The organism is Pseudarthrobacter sp. CCNWLW207, assembly GCF_037203945.1.
In the GTDB taxonomy this organism is placed as follows: Bacteria; Actinomycetota; Actinomycetes; order Actinomycetales; family Micrococcaceae; genus Arthrobacter.
This window is the reverse complement of the sequence record NZ_JBBCBS010000002.1, coordinates 429,827-452,189: the sequence shown is the minus strand read 5'-3', so window position 1 is coordinate 452,189 and position 22,363 is coordinate 429,827. Positions and strand designations below refer to the sequence as shown.

Sequence of the window (22,363 nt, the reverse complement as noted above, 5' to 3'; positions counted from 1 at the left end):
GCTCCGGTGGTGGGGAAGTTAGAAGAGGAAGTAGCGCTGGGCCATGGGCAGGACGTCGGAGGGCTCGCAGGTGACGTCCTCGCCGTCGACGGTCACCTGGTAAGTCTCAGGGTCCACCTGGATGTCGGGAGTGGCGCCGTTGTACTTGAGGTCAGCCTTGGTCAGGGAGCGGATGCCGGAGACGGGCCGGATGACTTTCTGCAGGCCCAGTTCTTCGGGGACCCCGGCGTCGATGGCTGCCTGCGACAGGAACGTGATGGAGGACTGCTGCACCGCTTTGCCGAACGCGGCGAACATGGGGCGCATGGTCCGTGGCTGCGGGGTGGGGATGGAGGCGTTGGCGTCGCCCATGAGCGCGTAGGCGATCTGGCCGCCTTTGAGCACGAGTTCGGGTTTGACGCCGAAGAAGGCCGGGTCCCAGAGCACCAGGTCAGCGAACTTGCCCTCCTCCACCGATCCGATGGACTCGGCCATGCCTTGGGCGATGGCAGCATTGATGGTGTATTTCGCCACGTAGCGCTTGAGCCGGAAGTTGTCGCTGCCCGCAGTGCCGTGCGTGCCGCCGTCGGGATCGTTCAAAACGCCGCGCTGCTTCTTCATCTTGTCCGCCACCTGCCAGGTGCGGGTAATTACCTCCCCCACGCGGCCCATGGCCTGGGAGTCGGAGGACGTGATGGAGAAGATGCCCAGGTCCTGCAGGACGTCCTCGGCAGCGATGGTTTCGGCGCGGATGCGGGAATCGGCGAAGGCCACGTCCTCGGGGATGTCCGGGTTGAGGTGGTGGCAGACCATGAGCATGTCCAGGTGCTCTTCGATGGTGTTCCGTGTGTACGGCAGCGTGGGGTTGGTGGACGCCGGCAGGACGTTGGGCAGCCCGGCGATCCGGATGATGTCCGGCGCGTGCCCGCCACCGGCGCCTTCCGTGTGGAAGGTGTGGATGACGCGGCCGTCGATGGCGCGGATGGTGTCCTCCACGAAGCCGCACTCGTTGAGCGTGTCGGTGTGGATGGCCACCTGGACGTCGTATTCGTCGGCCACCTTGAGCGAGTTGTCGATCGAGGAGGTGGTGGAGCCCCAGTCTTCGTGGACCTTGAGCCCGATGGCACCGGCGCGGATCTGCTCGGCGAGGGGTTCGACGGCGGACGCATGGCCCTTTCCGAGCAAGCCGATGTTGACGGGCAGCCCCTCTGCGGCCTGCAGCATGCGCTGGATGTGCCATTTGCCGGGGGTGACGGTGGTGGCTTTGGTGCCTTCGGCCGGGCCAGTGCCACCACCCACCATGGTGGTCACGCCGCTGGTGAGGGCGGTGGGGACCTGGTCCGGGGAGATGAAGTGGATGTGGGTGTCGATGCCGCCGGCCGTGAGGATTTTTCGTTCCCCGGCGATGATTTCGGTGCTGGGGCCGATGACGATGTCCACTCCGTCGGTGATCTGGGGGTTGCCTGCCTTGCCGATCTTAAAGATATGGCCGTCCCGAAGCGCAACGTCAGCCTTGTAGATGCCCGTGTAGTCGAGGATGACGGCGTTGGTGATGACAGTGTCCGGAACGTCTTCACTCCGCACCACTTGGCCGTTCTGGCCCATGCCGTCGCGGATCACTTTGCCGCCGCCGAACACCACTTCCTCGCCGTAGACCGTAAGGTCCTTCTCGATTTCAAGGAACAATTCGGTGTCCGCCAGCCGGATGGCGTCGCCCGTCGTCGGGCCGTACAGGTCCGCGTACTGCCGGCGGGGAAGGTCGAAGCTCATTTGGAACCTGCTTCCGGAGCTACCAGCGGACCGTTGACCGCGTTGCTCAGGCCGTAGACGTGGCGGCTGCCTGCGAGTTCAATCAACCGCACGGTCCTGCTGTCCCCCGGTTCGAAGCGTGCAGCCGTCCCGGCGGGGATGTCCAGCCTGCGCCCATAGGCAGCCTGCCTGTCGAAGGTGAGCGCAGCGTTCGCTTCGGCAAAATGGAAGTGCGAGCCCACCTGCACGGGCCGGTCACCGGTGTTGGTGACGACGACGTCGATCGCCTCCCGTCCGGCGTTCACCGTTACCGGTTCGGACCGAAGGTTGTATTCGCCTGGAATCATGGCCGCCTGCCTTATCGGATCGGATCGTGGACGGTGACGAGCTTGGTGCCGTCAGGGAACGTGGCTTCGATCTGGACGTCGTGGATCATTTCCGGGACGCCTTCCATCACGTCTTCCCGGGTGATGATTGTGGTGCCGTAGCTCATCAGGTCCGCCACTGTGCGGCCATCACGGGCGCCTTCGATGAGTTCGTAACTAATGATGGCAACGGCTTCGGGGTAGTTGAGCTTAAGTCCTCGGGCCTGCCGCCGCCGGGCAAGATCGGCGGCCACCACGATCATGAGCTTTTCCTGCTCACGGGGCATCAGATGCATCAGGTTCCCTTCTGGTGCCGGGCACGGTCCTACGTTTATAGACCCGGAGGATCATGCAAGCCAGCTTCTCCGACGCATCGCCTCCGTGGCGGATTTCCTGATTAGCGTAGGCCGGTTAGGTTTCCGTCAGATTTCCGGCGTCCTGCTCTCCGCCATCCCCGGTTCCTCAGCAGCAGCCTGCGCATAGGACGCCGAGACCCGGCGGTAAACGGGGGTCAGGAAGGCCAGCAGCGCGGCCGCGATCATGATGATCCCAGCTACCAGGAACACCAGGGCGATGCCACGGGAGGTGCCCTCGCCCAGCAGCGGGGCCAACTCGGCGGCGCCCTCAGCGGACCGGGCGTACGGGATAATCCAGACCTGGGCGATCGGGGCGATGAGGAACGCGGTGATTGGCGCCGCAGCGGACTCAAAGGCCATGGCGAATCCGAACACCCGGCCTTGCCGCTGCAGAGGCACCACTTGCTGGATGACGGTCTGCTCCGCGGCCTCCACGAAAGGTATCAGGACCAGGTACAGCCAAATGCCCGCAATGTAGAGCCACGCCCACTCCCGCAGCGTGAAGACGGCGCCGAGGACACCCATGACGACCACGGCGATGAGCATGGTGCGCAAGGGGTTGGCCCCGAGTCCAAACTTGCCGATCAGCGCTCCGCCGATGAGGAACCCAGTGGAGGCCACAGCAAAGAACGTGCCCCACAGCTCCACGGAGAACATTTCCAGGCCGTAGGGATCCATCAACGCCATGTAGACGCCGCCGATGAAGTTGTTGAACGTGGAGAACAGGATCAGCGCGAACAGACCGGAGACCGCCAGTACGGCGGCGAGGGAGCCGCGCAGGTCGAAACCGCCGTGGGCATCCGTGGCCGCCGGCCGCACTTCCTCGGGCATGCGCAGCATGAGCAAGTGCGCGAATGCCAGCGCCGTGAGCACGAGGGCCACCACGACCGTCCAGCCCATCCCCAGCAGCCCGACCGAAAGCCCGGAGAGCACGGAGGTGACAATGAGCATGAGTCCCTGCACCATGCCCACCAGCCCGTTGGCATTGGCCCGCCGATCCGGCTCGATGAGAATGGTGACCGTGGTGGACAGGGCGATGTTGCGCATGTTTTCCACCACCGCACCGGTCAGGATGATCACGGCGAAGATCCAGAACCACGGCTGAGTCAGGTCCAGCATCGAACGGGCGGGTGTCAGCAGGAACATCACCCCGGAGAGCACGAACATCACCAGGGTGAAGCCGGCGGCGAAGCGCATCACGGCCAGTTTGCGGTAGCGGTCCACGAACGTGCCGAAGCTGATGCTGGAAACAGCGATCAGCAGCATGTAGGCGCCTCCGATGACCCCAGTGGCGATCACGTTGCGCGTCTCCAGGTACACCCAAAAAGTCAGGGCGAACCACAGGTAGCTGGTGGTGATGTTGGCGAGGGCAGTGTTCACCAGGATCCCTGCGAACGTGCGGGACCGCTGTGCCGGGGTGCGCAATGACGTGTCGATGGCGTCCGGATCGGCCAGTTGCCTGGCCGGTTCCTGCTCGGTCATGCGTCCCAGTGTACTGACAACCACCCGGCACGGACATGGCAGGAGACCAGTGAGGGGCACCGCCTGGAGACGGCTAGCGGCGCACGCCTCCTAGTCCCCGATCCGGCGCAGGATCTCCGCATTGGACTGCACCCGTTGGCGGTACTCATCCGAGAGGATGCGCAGCATGTCAGTGGCGGCCCGGGTGTTCTCTGATCCCGTGGCATCTTCGGCGTACGTGACGCGGATGTTCCGGGCGAAGGCGTCCGCCCCCGTCTGCGCGATGCAGTTGTGGGTTGACACTCCGGCCAGAACTACCTCGTCCACGCCCCAGTTCCGGAGCCGGGAGAGGAGGTCCGTGCCGATAAACGCGCTGTCGCGGGTCTTCACCAGCTGCGGCAGGCCGTCAATCGCCAGCCCGGGCACGAACCGGGCCTGTTCACTGCCGCGGAAGATGAACCCCTGGTCGTCGTCGAGCATGTTCAGTGACCATGTGGATTTGTCCTGCTCGTGTTCGGTGCCGACCAGCAGGGCCTTGTGTCCGTTGGATGCGAAGGCTTCCACGAGTTCGTTGCAGGCCGCCACCACGTCTTTTTGTTGGGCGGCGAGCGCCGGGTCTTCAAAGTAGGCGTTCTGCATATCGATTACCAGCAGAGCAATCATCGATCCACCCTTTCGGCTCCGGAAGAGGTGCTGCCAAGGTTACCCGAGAGAACGAACCCTCAGCGCGCTTCCAGCAGCGCCTTCAGCCGGGCCAGATCCTTGCGCATGGCGCGGCGCATCATGGGTGCCATGACCAGGCCAGCCAGCCGGGAGAAGCCAGCCGGGCTGCCCGTGTTGCGCAGCGTCATGCGGGTGGCACCCGGGCCGGTGTCCTGCCAGGTATAGGTGGTCTGCATGGGGAACGGACCCTGGGCTGTGCGCATCGTCAGCGAGGCTCCAGGGTTCAGCTCCGTGAATTCGTAGGTGTACTCGAGAGTGCGCCCCAGGAACTCGGCCACGAAGGCCAGCCGGGAGCCTACACCCAGGGGCGGCGCCGTTTCCCAGTGCACGGACTTGATGTTGCTGTACCACTCCGGCGCATTCGTCGGATCCGCCGCGTACCCGGCCACCTCCGCGCGCGGCCTATTGATCACTGTTTCAGTCCGGACGTCAATCATGGTTTTCCCTTTCGCGCCGGTCAGGCTACGGTGCCGGTCAGGCTACGGTGCCGGTCAGGCTACGGTGCGGATTCCCGGACTTTCAGCACAAAGCCGGCTTCGATATGCACTCCGGAATCCGCCGTTTCCAGCCCTTCGATCCGGTCAATCAGAAGTCCGATGGACCGCTCGGCAATCTCATCCATGCCCGGCGACACCGTAGTGAGCGACGGCGACGCGAAGCGTGCCTCGTCGATGTCATCAAAGCCCGCAACGGCAACATCCTCCGGGACCCCCACACCGCGGACCAGCAGTTCATGCATGGCGCCGAGCGCCATGGCATCGTTAAGCCCGAACACCGCGTCAAAGGAAACACCGCGATCCAGCAAGCCGGCAACGGCCGCCGCCCCCGCATCGCGCCGCCACTCGCCGGGCGCCACCAGCGCAGGGTCAAAGCCCACGCCGGCAGCTTCCAAAGCTTTGCGGTAACCACGCAGGCGCAGGCCCGCGCCCCCGCCCGATTCCTCCGGATGGGCACCCATCACCGCAATCCGACGGCGGCCTGCCGCCAGCAGGTGGGCCGTGACCGCCTGCGCAGCTTCCGCGTTCTTCATCGTGACAAGGTCCAGGCGGGGATCCATGATGTGCTCCCCCAGCAGCACCACCGGTTTCTTGCCGCGGAAGGAGGCAACGGCGTCGGCATCCATCGCCAGCGGCGTAAAGAGCAGGCCGTCGGTCAGTTGGCGGAAGGCCCCCTGCAGGGCCGTCCGCTCGTTTTCGGCCGCGGCTCCGGACTGCTCTATCAGTACCCGGTAGCCTCGACGGGAGGCCACGGTCATCAGCCGGGACGCCAGTTCCGCGTAGTACGGCGCGGACAAGTCCGACACGACCAGGCCCAGCATGCGCGTCTTGCCCGAGCGGAGGCTCCGCGCGGTCAAGTTTGCCTCGTAGCCGAGTTCCGCGATGGCATCGTGGACCCGTTGCTTAGTGGCCGGCCGGATGAACTCATAGTCGTTGAGCACATTCGATACCGTTTTCAGCGATACACCCGCGGCGCGCGCAACGTCGTTCATGGTGACTGCCATCGGTGCTTCATTCTCCTTGCGATCTGTTTCCGTACATCGTTGCAGATATTGCCGCAACCGGAACAACCCGCCGTCGTCAGGGTATCCGCCGTTTGACCGGCCAGGGGGAGGGATCAGCCTTTGGCAGCCTTGGCAGCAGCTTTTGCCGCCTGCTTCGAGGCCCGCACCTTGGCGAGCGAGTCAGGGTCCACGATGTCCGCGACGGAGAGGAACGCGTCCTCCTGGCCGTAGTGGCCGGCGGCTTCACGCCAGCCGGGAGCTTGCAGTCCGCGTTGCTTGCCCAGGAGCGCCAGGAAGATTTTTGCCTTCTGCTCCCCAAAGCCCGGTAATTCCTGAAGCCGGCGCAGGACTTCCTTGCCATCGGGCTCACCCTTGGTCCAGATCAGCGTGGCATCACCGTCCCAGTCGCGCTGCACGGTCTCCGCGAGGGCCTGGACGCGCCCCGCCATGGAGCCGGGGAACCGGTGCACTGCCGGCCGCTCTTTGAACACCTCCACAAAGGCCTGCGGTTCATAGGCCGCAACGGCGGCCGGTGCGATCGAACCGATGCGGGCCCGGATCTTTTCCGGGCCCGCAAAGGCGGATTCCATGGTCACCTGCTGGTCCAGAAGCATGCCGGTCAGGAGCGCAAACGCGTCGTCGCTCAGGAGTTTGTCGGCAGCCGGGTCACCGGTGATGTGAAGTTCCATGGCCCTTATCTTTCCACCAACCCACCGCCCCCGTCATGGCCGGGAGAAGGCTTCCGGCTCTAGGGCTCCAGCGCCACGCGGATCATGGACCAGGACACTGCGGGAAGTTCCGCTGTGAGCCGCCCGCCGTCGGCCTTGACGCTGACGTTCTCGACGGGCAGGACCGACGTCGAATCATCTGCGGTGGCCTGCCAGTACGGGTCCTTGTTGGCGTAAGTGACCGCTTCAATGACCTTGACGTTGCCCAGTCCGGCGACGGCGACGTCCAGGGTGAGTGCGTCCGTTGCCGAGCGGTTCACGGCGAAGACCACTGCCTCACCCTTGTCGGCGTCGAACGTTGCCACGGCGGACAACGCAGTGAAGCCCGTCGTCTTGCCGCCGCTGACCAGCGGAGATTCGACGGCGACCTGCAGCACAGTGCCGACGGCGTGGCGGGAGGTCAGTGCGAACGGGTGGAAGGTGGTCTGCTTCCACGCCCGGCCGCCCGGTTCGGTCATGATGGGCGCGATGACGTTGACCAGCTGCGCCAGACTCGCTGAGTGCACACGGTCCGTATTGCGCAGCAGCGTAATCAGCAGGTCCCCGACGACGACGGCGTCCGCCACCGTGTAGACGTCCTCCAGCAGGACGGGAGCCACCGGCCAGTCCTGGCCGCTCGGGGACTTGGACTCGCCGCGGCTCATGTGCCACACGTTCCATTCGTCGAAGGAGATATTGACCTGCTTGTCGGACTTCTTGACCGACTTCACGTGGTCGATGTGGGCCACGATGTCGCGGATGAAGGAGTCCATCTTGTGTCCGGCGGCGAGGTGTTCCTGCAAGTCGCCGAAGTCCTCGAAGTACTGGTGCGCGGAGATCAGGTCAACGAGTTCGTAGGTCTCGGTCAGAACCACCCGCTCCCACTCGCCGAAGGTGGGCATGGTGGGTCCGGAGCTGCCGCAGGCCACCAGTTCCAGGTCCGGATCGATCATGCGCATGCCGCGGGCAGTGTCTGCCGCGAGCCGGCCGTATTCGAGGGCGTTCTTGTGGCCGATCTGCCACGGTCCGTCCATCTCGTTGCCGAGGCACCACATCTTGATGCCGTAGCCGTTCTCCGCGCCGTTGGCTTTGCGCTGGTCCGAGAACGCAGTGCCGCCGTCGATATTGCAGTATTCGAGTAGGTCCAACGCTTCCTGCGTGCCACGGGTGCCAAGGTTAACGGCCATCATGGTTTCGACGCCGGCTTTGGCGGACCACCTGGCGAACTCGTCCACGCCCACGAGGTTGGGGTCCGTGGAGTGCCAGGCGAGGTCAAGCCGTGCAGGGCGCTGTTCCACCGGGCCCACCCCGTCTTCCCACCGGTAACCGGACACGAAGTTTCCGCCGGGGTAGCGGACGGTGGAGACGCCCAGCTCGCGGGTCAAGTCCAGGACGTCCGTCCGGAAACCGTCTTCATCCGCTTTGGGGTGCTGCGGCTCAAAGATCCCGGTATAGACGCAGCGGCCCAGGTGCTCCACGAACGCACCGAAGGTACGACGGCGGACGGGCCCTACGGTGAAGGACGGGTCGACGGTGACCTTAGCTGCGGCTGACTCTGATGTGCCCACGAAAACTTCCTCGTTTCTGATTCTTCTACAACGTTATAGAAATCAATTGTTAGCGTTGACAGCGGGGTGAGTCAAGGTCTGTTCGGAGATTGGTTCCGGCCAAAGGCGTAGAAAACCCGAGGCTGGGCAACAACGCACGCAGAGACCAAATGTGAGTACTCAGTCGCAAAACCAAGTAATACCTAATCTGAAAAACGAGTACCGATTACCGTTCTCTCAGCTGTCGTCGAGAACTACTTTCGACTGAGAGAAGGAACGTGAATTGCTCACTTGGGGGTGTGAGAAAGGATGCGGGCAGGACCCGAATGCTGCGACTTCCCGGCCCTCATGACCGGGGCACCAAGCGGGGCCGGCGACGAGGAGGTCTTTGAGACCAAGGCCTCTCCCCCAGCCGTCGCCGGCCCTCTGTTCGCGCAATCTGCCCCTGCCAGCGCCACCGCGCCCGGGACCCGCTGACACAGCCATGACGAATCCGTCTCCGCCTTCTCCGTCCCCCAGCGATGGAGGGCAATCATCCCGCGGTGCCTTCGACGTCCCGGAAATTGACGGCCTGCGTGAAGGTCTCTTGCTCGATCTCGTGACGGGTGCCCAAAGCCTCACGGAATCGCTGGACACGCTGGCCAGGATGGCCGGCGCAACTCTCAGCCAGGCCACGGGTGGCGCTGTGGAATGCGCTGTTGTGCTGCACCACGGCAAGCACACCACCCTTGCGGGCACAGTCGACCATGCCCGCGAGCTGGCTTCGCTAGAACTGGAACTCGGAGAGGGGCCGCTGACGGATGCGCTGGCTACAGGGCTTCCTGTAGCCGCAAACCACATGTCAGCTGATTTCCGCTGGCCCCAATACAGGCGCTACCTGAGGTCCGCCGGCTATAAGAGCATGATGGCGGTGCGGCTGCAACTGGACGACGGCGCGCAGTCCGCCCTCGTGTTTTTTGCCGCCAGAACGGCCGCATTTCCACAGGCTGTGGTTGCCGCCGCCCTCGGCTTTGCGGACCTCGCATCCCGGAGCCTCAGGCTGGTCACGGAGCTCAGGGAAGCCCAGTCATCCGCAGCCGATCTCCGCTCAGCCCTGGAGAGCCGGACCTCCATCGACATCGCCTGCGGCGTCATCATGGCGCAGAACAGATGTTCCTATCGTGAGGCTTTCGGCATCATCTCCAATGCTTCAAGCCACCGGAACATCAAACTCCGCAAGGTGGCCGAGGACATTCTGGACAAACTCCCGGATGGCGCGCCCCGAACCCACTTCGACCAGTAGGTGGGCGCCGGGTGTTGGCGATATAGAAGGCCATTAACTGAAATCAGGGCGCGGTGTTCGCGCCCTGACCTCAATCAACCCTGCGAACTACAGGGGCTTAGATTCCGCCAGCCAACTTGTAATAGGCAGCATTCCAGTTCAGGTCCTTCTTGAACTGGCGGATGGTGGTGTCCTCGTCGATGGTGAGGAGTTCGGTTTTGGCGATCTCGGCGAAGTCCTCAAACACATCCATGCCGACGGCGGTGCTGAGCACGGTGTGGTGCGCGGCGCCGGCGGTGAGCCACGCGGCGGCACTCGTGGCGAAGTCGGGCTTCGGCTGCCACAGGGCGCGGGCGACGGGGAGGTTGGGCAGCGGCTGGTCCAGGGGTACGACGTCCACGGCGTTGGCCACGAGGCGGAAGCGGTCCCGCATGTCCGAAAGGGCAACCACCACGCCTGGGGAGGCGTCGGCGTCGAACACCAGGCGGACCGGGTCTTCGCGGCCGCCGATACCCAGCGGGTGGATCTCCAGGGTCGGCTTTCCAGCCGTCAGGGACGGGCAGACCTCCAGCATGTGCGCGCCCAGGATCTTCTCCGAGCCGGGCTCAAGGTGGTAGGTGTAGTCCTCCATCAGGGAGGCCCCACCGGGCAGGCCGGCGCCCATCACTTTGGCCGCCCGGACCAGGATGGCGGTCTTCCAGTCGCCCTCGGCACCGAAGCCGTAGCCATCGGCCATGAGCCGCTGCACGGCAAGGCCCGGGAGCTGGCGGAGCGCGCCGAGGTCCTCGAAGGAGGTGGTGAAGGCGGCGGATCCATTGGCTTCGAGGAAGCTGCGCAGGCCCAGTTCGATGCGGGCGCCGTAGCGGAGGGAGTCGTGGCGGGCCGCGCCTGCGCGGAGCTCCGGAACCACGTCGTAGAGGTCCTCGTACTCCGCTACCAAGGTGTCGACGTCGGCCTCCGCGGCGCCGTGCACGGCCTCGGCGAGTTCGTTGACGGACCAGGTGTTGACCGAGACGCCGAAGCGCAGCTCGGCCTCGGTCTTGTCACCCTCGGTGACGGCGACGTTGCGCATGTTGTCGCCGAAGCGGGTGAGCTTCAGGGTGCGGACGGCGGCCCAGCCGGCGGCGGCGCGCTGCCATACGCCCACCTGGCGGGCCACCTCCGGGTTGGAGACGTGCCCCACTACGGTCTTGCGGGCGATGCCCAGGCGGGACTGGATATAGCCGAACTCGCGGTCGCCGTGGGCGGCCTGGTTGAGGTTCATGAAGTCGAAGTCGATGTCCGCCCAGGGCAGGTCACGGTTGGCCTGGGTATGCAGGTGCAGGAGCGGCTTGCGCAGCAGGTCCAGGCCCTGGATCCACATCTTGGCCGGGGAAAAGGTGTGCATCCAGGCGGTGACGCCGATGACGGCATCGTCCGAGTTGGCTTCCAGCGCGGTGCGGCGGATCGCATCCGAGTCGGTCAGGACCGGCTTCCAGACGATCTTGACCGGGACAGCAGAGGAGGCGTTGAGCTGGTTGGCGATCTCCTGGGACTGGGCGGCCACCTGCTTGAGGACATCCTCGCCGTAGAGGTGCTGGCTGCCGGTGAGGAACCAGACCTCGAAGCCGTCAAGGGAAGTGTTTGCTGCGGTGCTCATGGGTTCTCCTGCGAAGTAAGTTCGGTGGGCTGACGGGCAGCGTTACTGGCCGTAGACGTTCTGGTAGCGGGCGTAAAGGGAGTCGATATGGCCCTGGTCGATCGGGATCGGCTCGCCCAGCTGGCGCGAAATGTGCACGGTGCGTGCTACTTCCTCACACATCACGGCAGCCTTCACTGCGGAGCGGGCATCCTTGCCGATGGTGAAGGGGCCGTGGTTCTGCATCAGCACGGCGGGCGAATTGGAGTTCTTCAGCGTCTCCACGATGCCTTGGCCAATCGAGTCGTCGCCGATCAGTGCGAACGGGCCCACCGGAATGGAGCCGCCGAATTCGTCGCCCATCATGGTCAGCACGCACGGGATCGATTCGCCCCGGGCGGCCCAGGCCGTGGCGTACGTGGAGTGCGTGTGCACCACGCCGCCGACGTCGGGCATGTTCCGGTAGACGTAGGCGTGCGCCGCGGTGTCCGACGACGGCGACAGCGGCGGGTTGCCCCACTCACCGTCCGCATCGCCATCCACTGGCACCCCGTGGAGGTCGGTGACCACCATCTGCTCGGGCGTCAGGTCATCGTAGGAAACGCCGGAAGGTTTGATGACCAGCAGATCTCGGCCGGGAACTCGGGCCGAGACGTTGCCGGCGGTCCACACCACCAGTTCGTAGCGGGTGAGCTCGGCGTGCAGGGCGCAAACTTCCGCCCGGATCCGGGCAATGGTTTCCAGCGTGTTAGCGGTTGCGTTGCTCATGCGGTGGCTCCAACGGTGGCGGGGGTGGCGGCTGCTGTGCCAGCACTGGACGCTTTGGCGGAGCGGCGCGCGATGGCCTTGAGCCGGTGCATCACGTCATTGGCGCCGCGGCCGAAGTAGTCGTGGAGGGCGCGGTATTCGACGAACAGTTCCTCGTAGGCGGCAACGTTTTCCGGGATCGGAGTGTAAACCTCCCCGGGCTCGGAGCCCATGGCTGCCGCAGCCTCGCGGATGTCGGCGAACTTTCCGGCCGCGACGGCTGCGTGGATGGCCGAGCCCAGTGCCGGACCCTGGGTTGAGCCGATGGTGGAGAGCTGCAGCCCGGTGATGTCCGCGTAGATCTGCATCAGGAGCTTGTTCTTCAGGAGGCCGCCGGCCACGATGAATTCCTTCACCGGCACCCCGGAATCGCGGAAGGCGTCCACAATGGTGCGCGTACCGAAGGCCGTTGCTTCGAGCAGGGCACGGTAGGTATCTTCTGGCTTCGTGGCCAGGGTCTGGCCCACCACCACGCCGGAGAGCTCGTGGTCCACCAGCACCGAGCGGTTGCCGGAGTGCCAGTCCAAGGCGATCAGGCCGTGCTCGCCGATCCCCTGGCGGGAGGCGAGTTCGGTGAGGTATTCGTGGATGCCCAGGTTCTTTTCGGCTGCGGCCTGGTGGTATTCCGGCGGGACGCCGTTCTTGGTGAACCAGCCGAAGATGTCGCCTACACCGGACTGTCCGGCCTCGTAGCCCCACAGCCCGTCGACGATTCCGCCGTCCACCACGCCGCACATGCCGGGCACCTCGTGCAGTTCGGTGCCGTTCATGACATGGCAGGTGGAAGTGCCCATGATGGCCACCAGCTGGCCCGGATCCACCGCCCGGGCAGCCGGGGCGGTGACGTGCGCGTCCACGTTGCCCACCGCGACGGCGATGCCCTCTGGCAGGCCCGTCCACTCGGCTGCCTCTGCCGTGAGGTAGCCCGCGGCATCGCCGAGACGGCCGATCGTGTGTTCGAGTTTGGCGCTGACGAAGTCCTTGAACGCCGGGTTCAGCGCGGCCAGGAAGTCCTCGGACGGGTAGCGGCCGTCCTGGTAGATGCCCTTGTAGCCGGCAGTGCAGGCGTTGCGTACGTACTGCCCGCAAAGCTGCCAGACGATCCAGTCGGCTGCTTCGACCCAGTGGTCCATGGCGGCGTAGGCTTCCGGGTCCTCTTCCAGCAGCTGCAGGCCTTTGGCGAATTCCCACTCGGAGGAGATGAGCCCGCCGTAGCGGGGAAGCCACGATTCGCCGCGTTCCGCGGCTAGGTCATTGATCCGGTCAGCCTGCGGCTGCGCGGCGTGGTGGCGCCACAGCTTCACGTAGGCGTGGGGCCGGTTGGCGAAGCCTTCCAGCTCGTTCAACGGGGTCCCGTCCGCCTTCACCGGCACCATGGTGCAGGCAGTGAAGTCAGTGGCAATGCCGACGACGGCCGCCGGGTCGATCCCTGCGGCAGCGATCGCTGCTGGAACTGCGTTGCGGAGGACGTCACGGTAGTCGTTGGGAACCTGGAGAGCCCATTCACCAGGCAGCCGTGCGGCGGCTGCACCTGCCACATCCGCCGGCAGCGCATCGGTGACTACCGCGTGCGGGTAGTCAAAAACCCCGCTGCCGAGTTCCTTGCCATCCCTGACCCGGACCACCACCGCGCGTCCGGAGAGCGTCCCGTAGTCCACGCCAATGACGTAGTTGTCTGTGCCGTCTACTGTGACGTCCATAAAAAGTTCCTCCAATGAGCTGCCGCCACCTCGCGGCCTGCTGTCAATTGTGAGCGCTAACAACATTGAAGTCAAGAGTCCGAAATAGCTCAACGACTACGGCAGCAGGACTACGGGGCCGGGGCGGGTCCTGACGTGCTGGCCCGAAGGACCAGTTGGGGGGTGACAACGGTGGAACTCACGGCGGCACCAGCCTCGATCTCCTTCAGCATGATGTCCATGCAGCGCCTGCCGAGCTCCTCAAAGTCCTGGCGCACGGTGGTGAGCGGCGGAGTGAAGTACCCCGACTCCGGCTGGTCGTCGAACCCAACCACGGAGACGTCGTCGGGAACGCGGACCCCGGCCTCGTTGAACGCCCGAAGCAGTCCCAGCGCCATCTGGTCGTTGCCCACAAAGAGCGCCGTGGCGGTGCGCTTCGCTGCGAGCCGGCGGCCGATCTCGTAACCACTGCCAGCGCTCCAGTCTCCTTCGACCAGCAGATCATGCGGGAGCCCGGCCTCCTCGAGGGCTGCCCGCCAGCCGTCGGCGCGGAGGGCGCCGTCGATCCAGTCCGCAGGACCCGCCACATGACCAATCCTGCGGTGCCCCAGCTCGATGAGATGCCCGACGGCGAGTTCGGCGCCGCGTCTCTGGTCCACCATGGCGCCACTCACCGCGTCGTTGCCCAGGGATCCGACGGCAACCACGGGCACTCCGGGGTTGAATTCCTCAAGGATCTGCAGGGTTTCGGAGTGCGGCACCAGCACTGCGATACCGTCAACCGATTGGTCCGTGAAGTGCCGCAAGGCGTCGAAAATGGCGTCGCGGCTGACGGAGCGGAGTGCGGCGATGCTGACGAAGTACCCGGCATCCCGCGCGGCCTGTTCGACTCCCAGCAGCGTGTTGGCCGGCCCGTACTGGGAGAGTTCGCTGCCCAGCACGCCGATGGTCTGCGAGCGCCGGGTCACCAGGCTGCGCGCCGCAGTGTTCCGGCGGTAGCCCAGCTCCGCAATGGCAGCCTCCACTTTTTCCCGGGTGGCCTTGCTGACGTTCGGGTGGTTGTTGATGACGCGTGAGACCGTCTGGTGGGAGACACCCGCGAGCTCGGCCACGTCTTCAAGGCGCGGCAGTCGCCCGTTGCTGCTTTTTGACATGTACCCATTGTGCCCGTTGCCATGCGCCAGCGGTCGAACCCTGATCGAGTACTGGATGTCCGGCCTTGCCGCCCCGTCCTAAGCTTGTCCGCAGATCCGGGCCTTGAAGGGCGGGAACGGCAACAGGGTAGGAAAGCCGGGATTCACGGCAAAGAAAAAGTCCCCGGCAGCCTGTTTCCAGGATGCCGGGGACTTGCCACTCTTCGGTGAAAGAGTGGGCCCTGTGGGGCTCGAACCCACGACCCACGGATTAAAAGTCCGATGCTCTACCAACTGAGCTAAAGGCCCCAACTGACCGTCAAAAGAGCCGATCAGCCCAGTCCATTTCTGGACGTTAATACTGTACCCCAGACCGGGGGCTGATCCGGCACGCAGGTGCGCGCCGCCGTCGTACGCCGACACTGCCGTTTCCCGCCGTGCTTTTCCGGCACTGGTTTCCAGCTCCCCGACGGGGCCCGCATCCCTTCCGGGACGCACTCGATTCCCTTTGGGCACAGGAGTAGCGTGGGGGCATGAGCGAGCAAACAGGACCCAGTCACTACGGCGGAGCCAACCGGCATCACAAGCCCAAGCCTTTCGCCCCCATCGACTTTGAGCCGTTTGCCGGGGGGCCAGATCCGGCACGCGTCTCCGAGGCTGCACACCTCGCGGCGCAGGCTCTGGTGCGCCACGGACGCGACAGCGACGACCCCGTGATCACCGAACGGCTGGTCAAGCTGACCGACGAACAAGGATTGGAAGCCATCGCGGAGATGTGGGCCGAAAGCCCGGCCCGGTCCCTGCCCGGCGCCCTCTGGCGGCTGTACGCCCTGCGCGCGGCCACCGTCCAGGACCCGGAGAGGATTTCGGTCTACTTCCGTGCCGGCAAGGACACCGCGCAGGTGTCCAACGTGGTGGCCGGCGCCGCCGAGCCGCCCGGTGCGGATGAAATGCGGACCATGGCTGATGCCATCCTCTCGGGGGCGTTCGACGGCGAGTTCGACGTCGCGCTGGAACGCTCGGCCGCGTTCTGCCGGGTAGTGGCGCTCGGCCAAGCGACCATCGCCGACGGTGCCGAGCACGGCAACGAGGCCCACGCGAGCAAGCTCACGCGCAACTCCCACCAATTGGTGAAGACAGCCGAGGACCTCGAACATGCGGCGAACGCCTGGCGCCTGGGCGAGCTGGACTGACCCCAGAAGGCCGAATCTGTCAATGTTGACTTGGGCGATCCAACGTAGTTCACTGAAACTGGTGTCGAACCGCGAAACCCCCGGGCTTCAACATTTAGCCGCCTAGAGCGGCCTACCGCCGAGAGGCGTATCCGGTTCGGCACCATTTTTATGCCATTTTTTCAGCGCCCCGTAACCGCCCGGTAGAGTAATGGTCAGTTGCGGGCTGCGGTCAAGTCACAAAGCCGGCTTCCCCATCCCAGTACATTTCCCGGAGACGGTACCCACGTGAAGCTGCGCCTTTTTCCCCAGGAGCCCGCCGGGCTGAACCTCCTTTCAGAGATGGCACGCCAGATCGTACTGGCCACCGCCACGCTCGCCGAGATCCTGGGCGTCCCCGCAGCCGAGCACGGCAAACTCGTGGAGGATATGCACAACCACGAGGCCAAGTCCGCCGAACTGCATTTCGCCCTGCTCACCCACATGCGCACCAGTTTCGTGAACCCCCTCCCCCGGGAGGACATGTACGCGCTGTCCCGCTACCTCAACGAGGCCATCGAGAAGCTCGACGCCGCCGCGGAACTGGTGGCCCTGTACAAGCTGGAGCGCCTCCCCAAGCGGGCTGCGGACCAGTTGGAAATCATCAGCCGCCAGGCCGAGCTGACGGTGGACGCCATGCGCCGGCTGAACAACCTTGATGACCTGGAGGACTACTGGATCGAAATACTGCGGCTGGCCAAGCGTGCCGAACGCACTCACCGCGTCTGGGTGGCGGACATGATTTCAGACATGAAGTGGGCTCAGTATTCCCGCAACCGGGACATCGCCAACCAGCTCGTTGAAGTCACCAAGGACATGCGGCGCATCGCCACCCAGGTGGGCAGCATCATCGTCAAGGAATCCTGAGGTGACCGCAGCCATCTTCGCCGCGGTGGTGCTGCTGACTGCGGCGTTTGCTTTCCTCAACGGCTTCCGCGACGTCTCCAACTCCGTGGCACTCACTGTCCGCACACGGGCACTCACTCCCAGCGTCGCCGTCCTGCTGGCGGCCTTCTTCAACTTCCTCGGCGCCTTGCTCAGTGCAAGCCTGGCAGTGGCCGTGAGCCAGCACTGGATCACGCTCCCCGGCGGCGCCAACGGGCTCAGCATCCTGGTTGCCGGGCTGGCGAGCGCCTGCGGCTGGGGCATCCTGATGTGGTGGCGTGGAATACCGTCCTCCTCCACGCATGCGCTCGTGGGCGGACTCGCCGGTGCCGGCCTGGCCAGCCTTGCAGTGGGCGGCGGCGCGGTGGGCGGCGTGGACCAGTCGCTCCTTTTCCAGGTGGTCCTGCCACTGCTGCTCTCCCCGCTGGTTGCCTACAGTGGAGCCTTCCTCCTAGTCTACCCGGCCACCTGGGCGGCACGCTACGCCCAGCCCAACGTCATCAACACCCGCTTCCGCCGCAGCCAAGCCATCGCGGCCGGCGCCGTCGCCTTTGGCCACGGCCTGCAGGACGGGCAGCGCGTCAGCGCAGTCCTCCTGCTCGCCCTGCTGGCCAGCGGCTATGCCGACGGCGGCACCATCCCCGTGTGGGTGGCACTCCTTTCCGCCGTGATGATCTCAGCGGGAACACTCTTCGGCGGCTGGCGCATCTCCCACACCATCGGCTACAAAATCACGCGGATTGACCCGCTACGGGGTTCCGTGGCGCAGATCTTCAGTGCAGCGATCCTGTTTGTGGGGGCCATCGGGCTGCACTGGCCTGTGTCCACCACGCACACCGTGACTGCTGGCGTGCTGGGAGCCGGCGAGAACCAGCACTTCTCCGTCACCAACCGGAAACTGGTGATCCGGATCCTCGCGCTGTGGGTGCTGACGCCGGCTGCGACGGCTGCCGGGGCCTTTATCCTGGCGCTGGCGCTGTCACCGCTGGCTGACTCCTAGGTCCTTAGACGCCGCCCCGATTGCAAAGAAGCCCCGGACCAGTTGTGGTCCGTGGCTTCCTGCATATGGCATCGATTGCTCCGTGGCCGCCCTTTTGGGGCGTCAAAAGGGCGCTACTGGAGCAATCGATGGTGGGCCCACAGCCGCAGGGGTCCCCGGGCGAGCTTGCGAACCTGGGGAGCGGCTGGCGACTACCCGAAGCGGCCGGAGACGTAGTCTTCCGTGGCCTTCACCGTGGGATTGCTGAAGATCGTGTGGGTGTTGCCGAATTCGATCAGCTTGCCCGGCTTGCCCGTCCCTGCAATGTTGAAGAACGCCGTCTTGTCCGAGACGCGTGCGGCCTGCTGCATGTTGTGGGTCACGATCACCACGGTGTACTGGTCCTTGAGCTCGTTGATGAGGTCCTCAATGGCCAGGGTGGAGATCGGGTCCAGGGCGGAGCACGGCTCATCCATGAGGATCACCTGCGGCTCCACGGCAATGGCGCGGGCGATGCACAGGCGCTGCTGCTGGCCGCCGGAGAGGCCGGAGCCCGGCTTCTCCAGCCGGTCCTTGACCTCGTTCCAGAGGTTGGCGCCCTGCAGTGAGCGTTCCACCAGGGCATCGGCCTCGCCCTTGGAGATCTTCTGGTTGTTCAGCTTCACGCCGGCCAGCACGTTGTCGCGGATGGACATGGTGGGGAACGGGTTGGGCCGCTGGAACACCATGCCGATCTGGGAGCGCACGGTCACGGGGTCGACACCGGGGCCGTAGAGGTTGTCCCCATCGAGAAGGACTTCGCCTTCCACCCGGGCGCCCGGGAGGACCTCGTGCATGCGGTTCAGGGTCCGCAGGAACGTAGACTTTCCGCAGCCCGAGGGGCCGATGAACGCCGTGACGGACTTGGCTTCGATGTTGATGCTGACGTCTTCCACGGCGAGAAAATTGCCGTAGTAGACGTTCAGGTCCTTGACGTCGATGCGCTTAGACATGGTGTTCCTTCACTTGCTGGGGTACGGAATAAGTTTATGCGGCCTAGCGGCCGGTCTTGGGGGCGAACACCCTGGCTATGAGCCGGGCGCCGAGGTTCAGCAGCATCACCAGGAGGATCAGCACCAGGGCCGCGCCCCAGGCCCGCTGCGAGGACGGGTCCGGGTTGGCCGGTGAGGTGGGGTTCAGGATCTGGGTGTAAATGAACGTGGGCAGCGAGGCCATCCAGCCGCCGAACACGTTGCCATTGATGCTCGTGGCGAAGCCGGCGGTGACCAGGATGGGTGCCGTCTCACCGATGACGCGGGCGATGGCAAGGGTGACGCCGGATGCGATGCCGGAGATCGCCGTCGGAATGACCACCTTGAGGATGGTGCGCGACTTGCGCACGCCCAGGGCGTAGGCCGCTTCGCGCAGCTCGTTGGGCACGATCTTCAGCATTTCCTCGCTGGATCGCACCACCACGGGAATCATCAGGACGGAAAGCGCGACGGCGGCCACGGCACCGGTCTTAGTGCCCGGCCCCACCACGGCGAAGAAGAACGCCGCAGCGAAGAGGCCCGCAACGATGGACGGGATACCGGTCATCACGTCCACGAAGAAAGTGATGGCCCGGGCCAGCCGGCCGTCGTTGCCGTACTCCACCAGGTAGATCGCGGTGAGCAGGCCAACAGGCACGGAGATGATGGTGGCCAAAATGGTGATCTGCACGGTGCCCAGCAGCGCGTGGTAGATGCCGCCCAGCACTGGAGCGCCTTCTTCGACGGCCCGGTTGTCATATACGCCGGTGACGCCGTTCATGGAGCTGCCGAGGAACCCGGGCGTGATGATGCCGGGGATGCCGTTGGCCAGTACGGTCCAGATGACGGAAATCAGGGGCAACAGGGCGATCAGGAACGAGCCCACCACCAGGCACGTGGCCAGTTTGTCCTTCGCCTTGCGGGATCCTTCGACGGCAGCGCTCCAGCCCACCAGGCCGGCGGCGAACAGGATGGCTGAGACGATGCCCCAGCCGAAGGCGTTGAAGCCGATCAGGGCGAGGATGGCGGCACCGGCCACCAGGGCAAGGGCCAGCACCACGTAGGGCGCGTACTTCGGCAGCTGGCCTTTGGTGAGCGCTGAGCGCTTACGGACCGGGGTAACGGTGGAGGTCATTTAGTTGGCTCCCGAGAATTCTTTGTGCCGGGTGATGATCCAGCGGGCGATCATGTTCACGCCCAGGGTGATCACGAACAGGACCAGGCCTGCGGCGATGAGGGTGCTGACCTTGAGCCCGCTGGCTTCGGGGAAGTTCAGGGCGATCTCGGCTGCGATGGTCTGGTTGCCGGACTGGATCAGGCTCGCGGTCAGGGCGCCGGAGGAAAGGACCAGGGCAACGGCCATGGTTTCGCCGAGGGCGCGGCCCAGGCCCAGCATGATGGCACTGATGATCCCGGGGCGGGCAAAGGGCAGCACGGCCATCTTGATCATTTCCCAGCGCGTCGCGCCCAGGGCCAATGCCGCTTCCTCGTGGAGCTTGGGGGTCTGCAGGAAGATCTCGCGGCTCAGGGACGTGATGATGGGCAGGACCATGACGGACAGCACGATGCCGGCGGTGAGGATGGTCTTGCCGGTGGCGGACGCCGGCCCCTGGAAGATGGGCAGCCAGCCCATGTTGTCCGCGAGCCAGTTGTAGGCCGGTGAGATTTCCTTGGCCAGGAAGGCAGCGCCCCAGGCACCGTAGACCACGGAGGGGATGGCAGCCAGCAGGTCGATGACGTAGCCCAGCCCGGAGGCCAGCCGGCGCGGTGCGAAGTGTGAGATGAACAGTGCCACGCCGATGGAGATGGGAGTGGCGATCACCAGCGCGATGGAAGCGGCGATCAGGGTGCCAATCACGATGGGCCAGATGTAGGAAAAGAATCCCTCTCCGCCCTGGATCTCGGCGGCCGGTGCGGTGAGCGCAGGGATTGCCTGCACCACAAGGAACAGCGCAACGCCGAACAGGACGGCAAGGATCAGGCACCCTGCGGCCAGGGTTGCTCCGGAAAAGATCTTGTCCCCGGCGCGGCCTGCGCCCTGGGAGCTTTTCAGGGAGGTGACGGTCATTCCCGACCCTTCGGTTGAGGTGGTGCTTGGGAAGCGTAAAGCGATGGGGTTACAAAGCCGAGTACCCCGCCCCGCCTCTCGGCGTGGCGGGGAACTCGGTCAGGGCAGGTGCTAGGACTTGACCTTGATGCTTTCAATGGCCTTCGTGGCCTTCTCGGCGAGGGCCGAAGAGAGCGGCGCGGACTTGGCGGAATCGGCGGCAGCCTGCTGACCCTCCTCAGAGACAACATAGTTCTCGAAAGCCTTGACCAGGTCTACAGTTTCCTGCTTGTCATAGGTGGAGCAGACAACGTGGAAGGAAACCAGGACGATCGGGTAGGCGCCTTCGATGCTGGTCTTGCGGTCCAGCTTGATGGACAGATCGTTGGCCGAGCGGCCTTCGACGGCCTTGCCAGCGTCAACTGCCTTGGCGGCGGCGTCGGCGGAGATCTTGGTGAAGGACTCGCCAACCTTGATCTGGGCAACACCGAGCTTGCCGCTGACGGCAGAGTCATCCGCGTAGGTCACGGCGCCCGGGGTGTCGGTAACGGTCTTGACCACGCCGGAGGTGCCCTTGGCGTTCTCGCCCTGCAGGGTTGCCGGCCAGATGCCAGCGGCCTTGTCAGTCCAGACCTCGGGAGCAGCTGCTGCCAGGTAGTCCGTGAAGTTGGTGGTGGTGCCGGAGTCGTCAGAGCGGTTCACCGGGGTGACCTTCAGGTCCGGGAGGCTGACGCCTTCGTTCAGGGCCGCGATGGCGGGGTCGTTCCAAGTGGCGATTTCGCCACGGAAGATCTTGGCCACCGTGGCAGCGTCGAGCTTGAGTTCGGTGATGCCCGGGAGGTTGAAGGCAATGGCGATCGGAGAAATGTAGACCGGGATGTTCAGCGCGCCGTCCGGGCCGCAGATGGTCTTGGAGGATGCGTATTCCTCATCCTTCAGGTAGGCGTCCGAACCGCCGAACTGGGCCGAACCGTCCAGGAGTGCCTTGCGGCCTGCGCCGGAACCGTCCGGGGAGTACTGCACAGTTGCGCCCTGGTTGGCAGCAGCAAATGCGGTCTTCCAGGCATCCATGGCTGCGCCTTGCGCCGAGGAGCCGATACCGGTGAGCGTGCCGGTGACCTTGGGGCCGGCGGACTGGCTGCCAGCGGGCGCTGCGCCCGTGACCTGGTCTGAACCGCAGGCGGTGAGCGCGAGTGCGCCGGCTGCAATAACAGCGATAGCCGCGTGGCGGCCGAAGCGGAGAGCCTTCACTAGATGTACCCCTTCCAGGGTTATTCAGTTGCGGGCAGGGCCGGAGACGCCCTGCAGCGCGATGCGTACGTTCTGTACCTTCATTGAAGTTATG

21 protein-coding genes and 1 tRNA gene are annotated in these 22,363 nt (G+C 65.0%); 4 read left to right on the top strand and 18 right to left on the bottom strand.

Features of this window, described 5'->3' with window-relative positions; translation table 11 throughout:
• Window positions 1-18: 18 nt before the first annotated feature.
• The 9 genes from ureC to arfA form a co-directional block, all read right to left on the bottom strand.
• The gene (gene ureC / locus V9L17_RS05150; protein WP_337345515.1) at window positions 19-1,749 is read right to left on the bottom strand and encodes an urease subunit alpha; all 1,731 of its coding nucleotides are present in this window, start codon (window positions 1,747-1,749) and stop codon (window positions 19-21) included.
• Window positions 1,746-2,075 (bottom strand): urease subunit beta, encoded by a 330-nt coding sequence (locus V9L17_RS05145; protein WP_337350703.1) that lies wholly within the window; start codon window positions 2,073-2,075, stop codon window positions 1,746-1,748. Before V9L17_RS05145 ends, ureC begins: the two co-directional genes overlap by 4 nt.
• 11 nt (window positions 2,076-2,086) lie before the next feature.
• The gene (locus V9L17_RS05140; RefSeq protein ID WP_337345513.1) at window positions 2,087-2,389 is read right to left on the bottom strand and encodes an urease subunit gamma; all 303 of its coding nucleotides are present in this window, start codon (window positions 2,387-2,389) and stop codon (window positions 2,087-2,089) included.
• Between the two features lie 126 nt (window positions 2,390-2,515).
• Window positions 2,516-3,931, bottom strand: a complete 1,416-nt coding sequence (locus V9L17_RS05135; protein ID WP_337350702.1) for an MFS transporter — start codon at window positions 3,929-3,931, stop codon at window positions 2,516-2,518.
• A gap of 90 nt (window positions 3,932-4,021) precedes the next feature.
• A complete protein-coding gene (locus V9L17_RS05130) occupies window positions 4,022-4,573 on the bottom strand; it encodes a cysteine hydrolase family protein (protein ID WP_337350701.1) in 552 nt (183 codons plus the stop codon).
• A 59-nt stretch (window positions 4,574-4,632) separates the two neighbouring features.
• Window positions 4,633-5,070, bottom strand: a complete 438-nt coding sequence (locus V9L17_RS05125) for an SRPBCC family protein (protein WP_337350700.1) — start codon at window positions 5,068-5,070, stop codon at window positions 4,633-4,635.
• A 59-nt stretch (window positions 5,071-5,129) separates the two neighbouring features.
• Window positions 5,130-6,134 carry a LacI family DNA-binding transcriptional regulator gene (locus V9L17_RS05120; RefSeq protein ID WP_337350699.1) on the bottom strand — a complete coding sequence of 335 codons (1,005 nt, stop codon included), beginning with the start codon at window positions 6,132-6,134 and terminating at the stop codon, window positions 5,130-5,132.
• A 113-nt stretch (window positions 6,135-6,247) separates the two neighbouring features.
• Window positions 6,248-6,823: an HhH-GPD-type base excision DNA repair protein gene (locus tag V9L17_RS05115; protein ID WP_337350698.1), complete on the bottom strand. Its 576-nt coding sequence runs from the start codon at window positions 6,821-6,823 to the stop codon at window positions 6,248-6,250.
• A 59-nt stretch (window positions 6,824-6,882) separates the two neighbouring features.
• Window positions 6,883-8,409, bottom strand: a complete 1,527-nt coding sequence (gene arfA / locus V9L17_RS05110; protein WP_337350697.1) for an arabinosylfuranosidase ArfA — start codon at window positions 8,407-8,409, stop codon at window positions 6,883-6,885.
• A gap of 463 nt (window positions 8,410-8,872) precedes the next feature.
• On the opposite strand from arfA, the gene V9L17_RS05105 reads away from it, so the two are divergent.
• Window positions 8,873-9,670, top strand: a complete 798-nt coding sequence (locus tag V9L17_RS05105; protein WP_337350696.1) for a GAF and ANTAR domain-containing protein — start codon at window positions 8,873-8,875, stop codon at window positions 9,668-9,670.
• Window positions 9,671-9,767: 97 nt separating this feature from the next.
• On the opposite strand, the gene araA is transcribed toward V9L17_RS05105, so the two are convergent.
• The 5 genes from araA to V9L17_RS05080 all read right to left on the bottom strand — a co-directional run bounded on the left by araA (window position 9,768) and on the right by V9L17_RS05080 (window position 15,195).
• Window positions 9,768-11,288, bottom strand: coding sequence for an L-arabinose isomerase (gene araA, locus V9L17_RS05100; RefSeq protein ID WP_337350695.1), 1,521 nt, complete (start codon window positions 11,286-11,288; stop codon window positions 9,768-9,770).
• 42 nt (window positions 11,289-11,330) lie between these two features.
• Window positions 11,331-12,035 carry an L-ribulose-5-phosphate 4-epimerase gene (locus V9L17_RS05095; protein WP_337350694.1) on the bottom strand — a complete coding sequence of 235 codons (705 nt, stop codon included), beginning with the start codon at window positions 12,033-12,035 and terminating at the stop codon, window positions 11,331-11,333.
• Window positions 12,032-13,774, bottom strand: coding sequence for a ribulokinase (araB, locus tag V9L17_RS05090; RefSeq protein WP_337350693.1), 1,743 nt, complete (start codon window positions 13,772-13,774; stop codon window positions 12,032-12,034). Before araB ends, V9L17_RS05095 begins: the two co-directional genes overlap by 4 nt.
• 110 nt (window positions 13,775-13,884) lie before the next feature.
• Window positions 13,885-14,907 (bottom strand): LacI family DNA-binding transcriptional regulator, encoded by a 1,023-nt coding sequence (locus tag V9L17_RS05085; RefSeq protein ID WP_337350692.1) that lies wholly within the window; start codon window positions 14,905-14,907, stop codon window positions 13,885-13,887.
• Window positions 14,908-15,122: 215 nt separating this feature from the next.
• Window positions 15,123-15,195: transfer RNA gene (locus V9L17_RS05080), tRNA-Lys, on the bottom strand.
• Between the two features lie 224 nt (window positions 15,196-15,419).
• On the opposite strand from V9L17_RS05080, the gene V9L17_RS05075 reads away from it, so the two are divergent.
• The 3 genes from V9L17_RS05075 to V9L17_RS05065 all read left to right on the top strand — a co-directional run bounded on the left by V9L17_RS05075 (window position 15,420) and on the right by V9L17_RS05065 (window position 17,982).
• A complete protein-coding gene (locus V9L17_RS05075) occupies window positions 15,420-16,079 on the top strand; it encodes a hypothetical protein (RefSeq protein WP_337345501.1) in 660 nt (219 codons plus the stop codon).
• Between the two features lie 267 nt (window positions 16,080-16,346).
• On the top strand, window positions 16,347-16,964 hold the full coding sequence (locus V9L17_RS05070) for a DUF47 domain-containing protein (RefSeq protein ID WP_337345500.1): 618 nt from the start codon (window positions 16,347-16,349) through the stop codon (window positions 16,962-16,964).
• A gap of 1 nt (window position 16,965) precedes the next feature.
• The gene (locus tag V9L17_RS05065; RefSeq protein ID WP_337350691.1) at window positions 16,966-17,982 is read left to right on the top strand and encodes an inorganic phosphate transporter; all 1,017 of its coding nucleotides are present in this window, start codon (window positions 16,966-16,968) and stop codon (window positions 17,980-17,982) included.
• Between the two features lie 191 nt (window positions 17,983-18,173).
• Here V9L17_RS05065 and pstB read toward each other — a convergent pair whose 3' ends face one another.
• The 4 genes from pstB to pstS all read right to left on the bottom strand — a co-directional run bounded on the left by pstB (window position 18,174) and on the right by pstS (window position 22,269).
• Window positions 18,174-18,953, bottom strand: a complete 780-nt coding sequence (pstB, locus tag V9L17_RS05060) for a phosphate ABC transporter ATP-binding protein PstB (RefSeq protein ID WP_337345498.1) — start codon at window positions 18,951-18,953, stop codon at window positions 18,174-18,176.
• A gap of 43 nt (window positions 18,954-18,996) precedes the next feature.
• Window positions 18,997-20,106, bottom strand: a complete 1,110-nt coding sequence (gene pstA / locus V9L17_RS05055; RefSeq protein ID WP_337350690.1) for a phosphate ABC transporter permease PstA — start codon at window positions 20,104-20,106, stop codon at window positions 18,997-18,999.
• A complete protein-coding gene (gene pstC, locus V9L17_RS05050; RefSeq protein WP_337350689.1) occupies window positions 20,107-21,039 on the bottom strand; it encodes a phosphate ABC transporter permease subunit PstC in 933 nt (310 codons plus the stop codon).
• A gap of 111 nt (window positions 21,040-21,150) precedes the next feature.
• Window positions 21,151-22,269, bottom strand: a complete 1,119-nt coding sequence (pstS, locus tag V9L17_RS05045) for a phosphate ABC transporter substrate-binding protein PstS (RefSeq protein ID WP_337350688.1) — start codon at window positions 22,267-22,269, stop codon at window positions 21,151-21,153.
• Between the last annotated feature and the right edge of the window lie 94 nt (window positions 22,270-22,363).

Excerpts from the sequence above, each read along its gene's own strand:
- V9L17_RS05085 (WP_337350692.1), bottom strand. The coding sequence starts at position 14,907 with ATGTCAAAAAGCAGCAACGGGCGACTGCCGCGCCTTGAAGACGTGGCC.
- V9L17_RS05135 (WP_337350702.1), bottom strand. The coding sequence starts at position 3,931 with ATGACCGAGCAGGAACCGGCCAGGCAACTGGCCGATCCGGACGCCATC.
- V9L17_RS05115 (WP_337350698.1), bottom strand. The coding sequence starts at position 6,823 with ATGGAACTTCACATCACCGGTGACCCGGCTGCCGACAAACTCCTGAGC.
- araB (WP_337350693.1), bottom strand. The coding sequence starts at position 13,774 with ATGGACGTCACAGTAGACGGCACAGACAACTACGTCATTGGCGTGGAC.
- V9L17_RS05140 (WP_337345513.1), bottom strand. The coding sequence starts at position 2,389 with ATGCATCTGATGCCCCGTGAGCAGGAAAAGCTCATGATCGTGGTGGCC.
- V9L17_RS05095 (WP_337350694.1), bottom strand. The coding sequence starts at position 12,035 with ATGAGCAACGCAACCGCTAACACGCTGGAAACCATTGCCCGGATCCGG.
- pstC (WP_337350689.1), bottom strand. The coding sequence starts at position 21,039 with ATGACCGTCACCTCCCTGAAAAGCTCCCAGGGCGCAGGCCGCGCCGGG.
- V9L17_RS05125 (WP_337350700.1), bottom strand. The coding sequence starts at position 5,070 with ATGATTGACGTCCGGACTGAAACAGTGATCAATAGGCCGCGCGCGGAG.
- V9L17_RS05130 (WP_337350701.1), bottom strand. The coding sequence starts at position 4,573 with ATGATTGCTCTGCTGGTAATCGATATGCAGAACGCCTACTTTGAAGAC.
- V9L17_RS05105 (WP_337350696.1), top strand. The coding sequence starts at position 8,873 with ATGACGAATCCGTCTCCGCCTTCTCCGTCCCCCAGCGATGGAGGGCAA.
- pstB (WP_337345498.1), bottom strand. The coding sequence starts at position 18,953 with ATGTCTAAGCGCATCGACGTCAAGGACCTGAACGTCTACTACGGCAAT.
- V9L17_RS05075 (WP_337345501.1), top strand. The coding sequence starts at position 15,420 with ATGAGCGAGCAAACAGGACCCAGTCACTACGGCGGAGCCAACCGGCAT.
- araA (WP_337350695.1), bottom strand. The coding sequence starts at position 11,288 with ATGAGCACCGCAGCAAACACTTCCCTTGACGGCTTCGAGGTCTGGTTC.
- pstA (WP_337350690.1), bottom strand. The coding sequence starts at position 20,106 with ATGACCTCCACCGTTACCCCGGTCCGTAAGCGCTCAGCGCTCACCAAA.
- ureC (WP_337345515.1), bottom strand. The coding sequence starts at position 1,749 with ATGAGCTTCGACCTTCCCCGCCGGCAGTACGCGGACCTGTACGGCCCG.
- V9L17_RS05120 (WP_337350699.1), bottom strand. The coding sequence starts at position 6,134 with ATGGCAGTCACCATGAACGACGTTGCGCGCGCCGCGGGTGTATCGCTG.
- V9L17_RS05145 (WP_337350703.1), bottom strand. The coding sequence starts at position 2,075 with ATGATTCCAGGCGAATACAACCTTCGGTCCGAACCGGTAACGGTGAAC.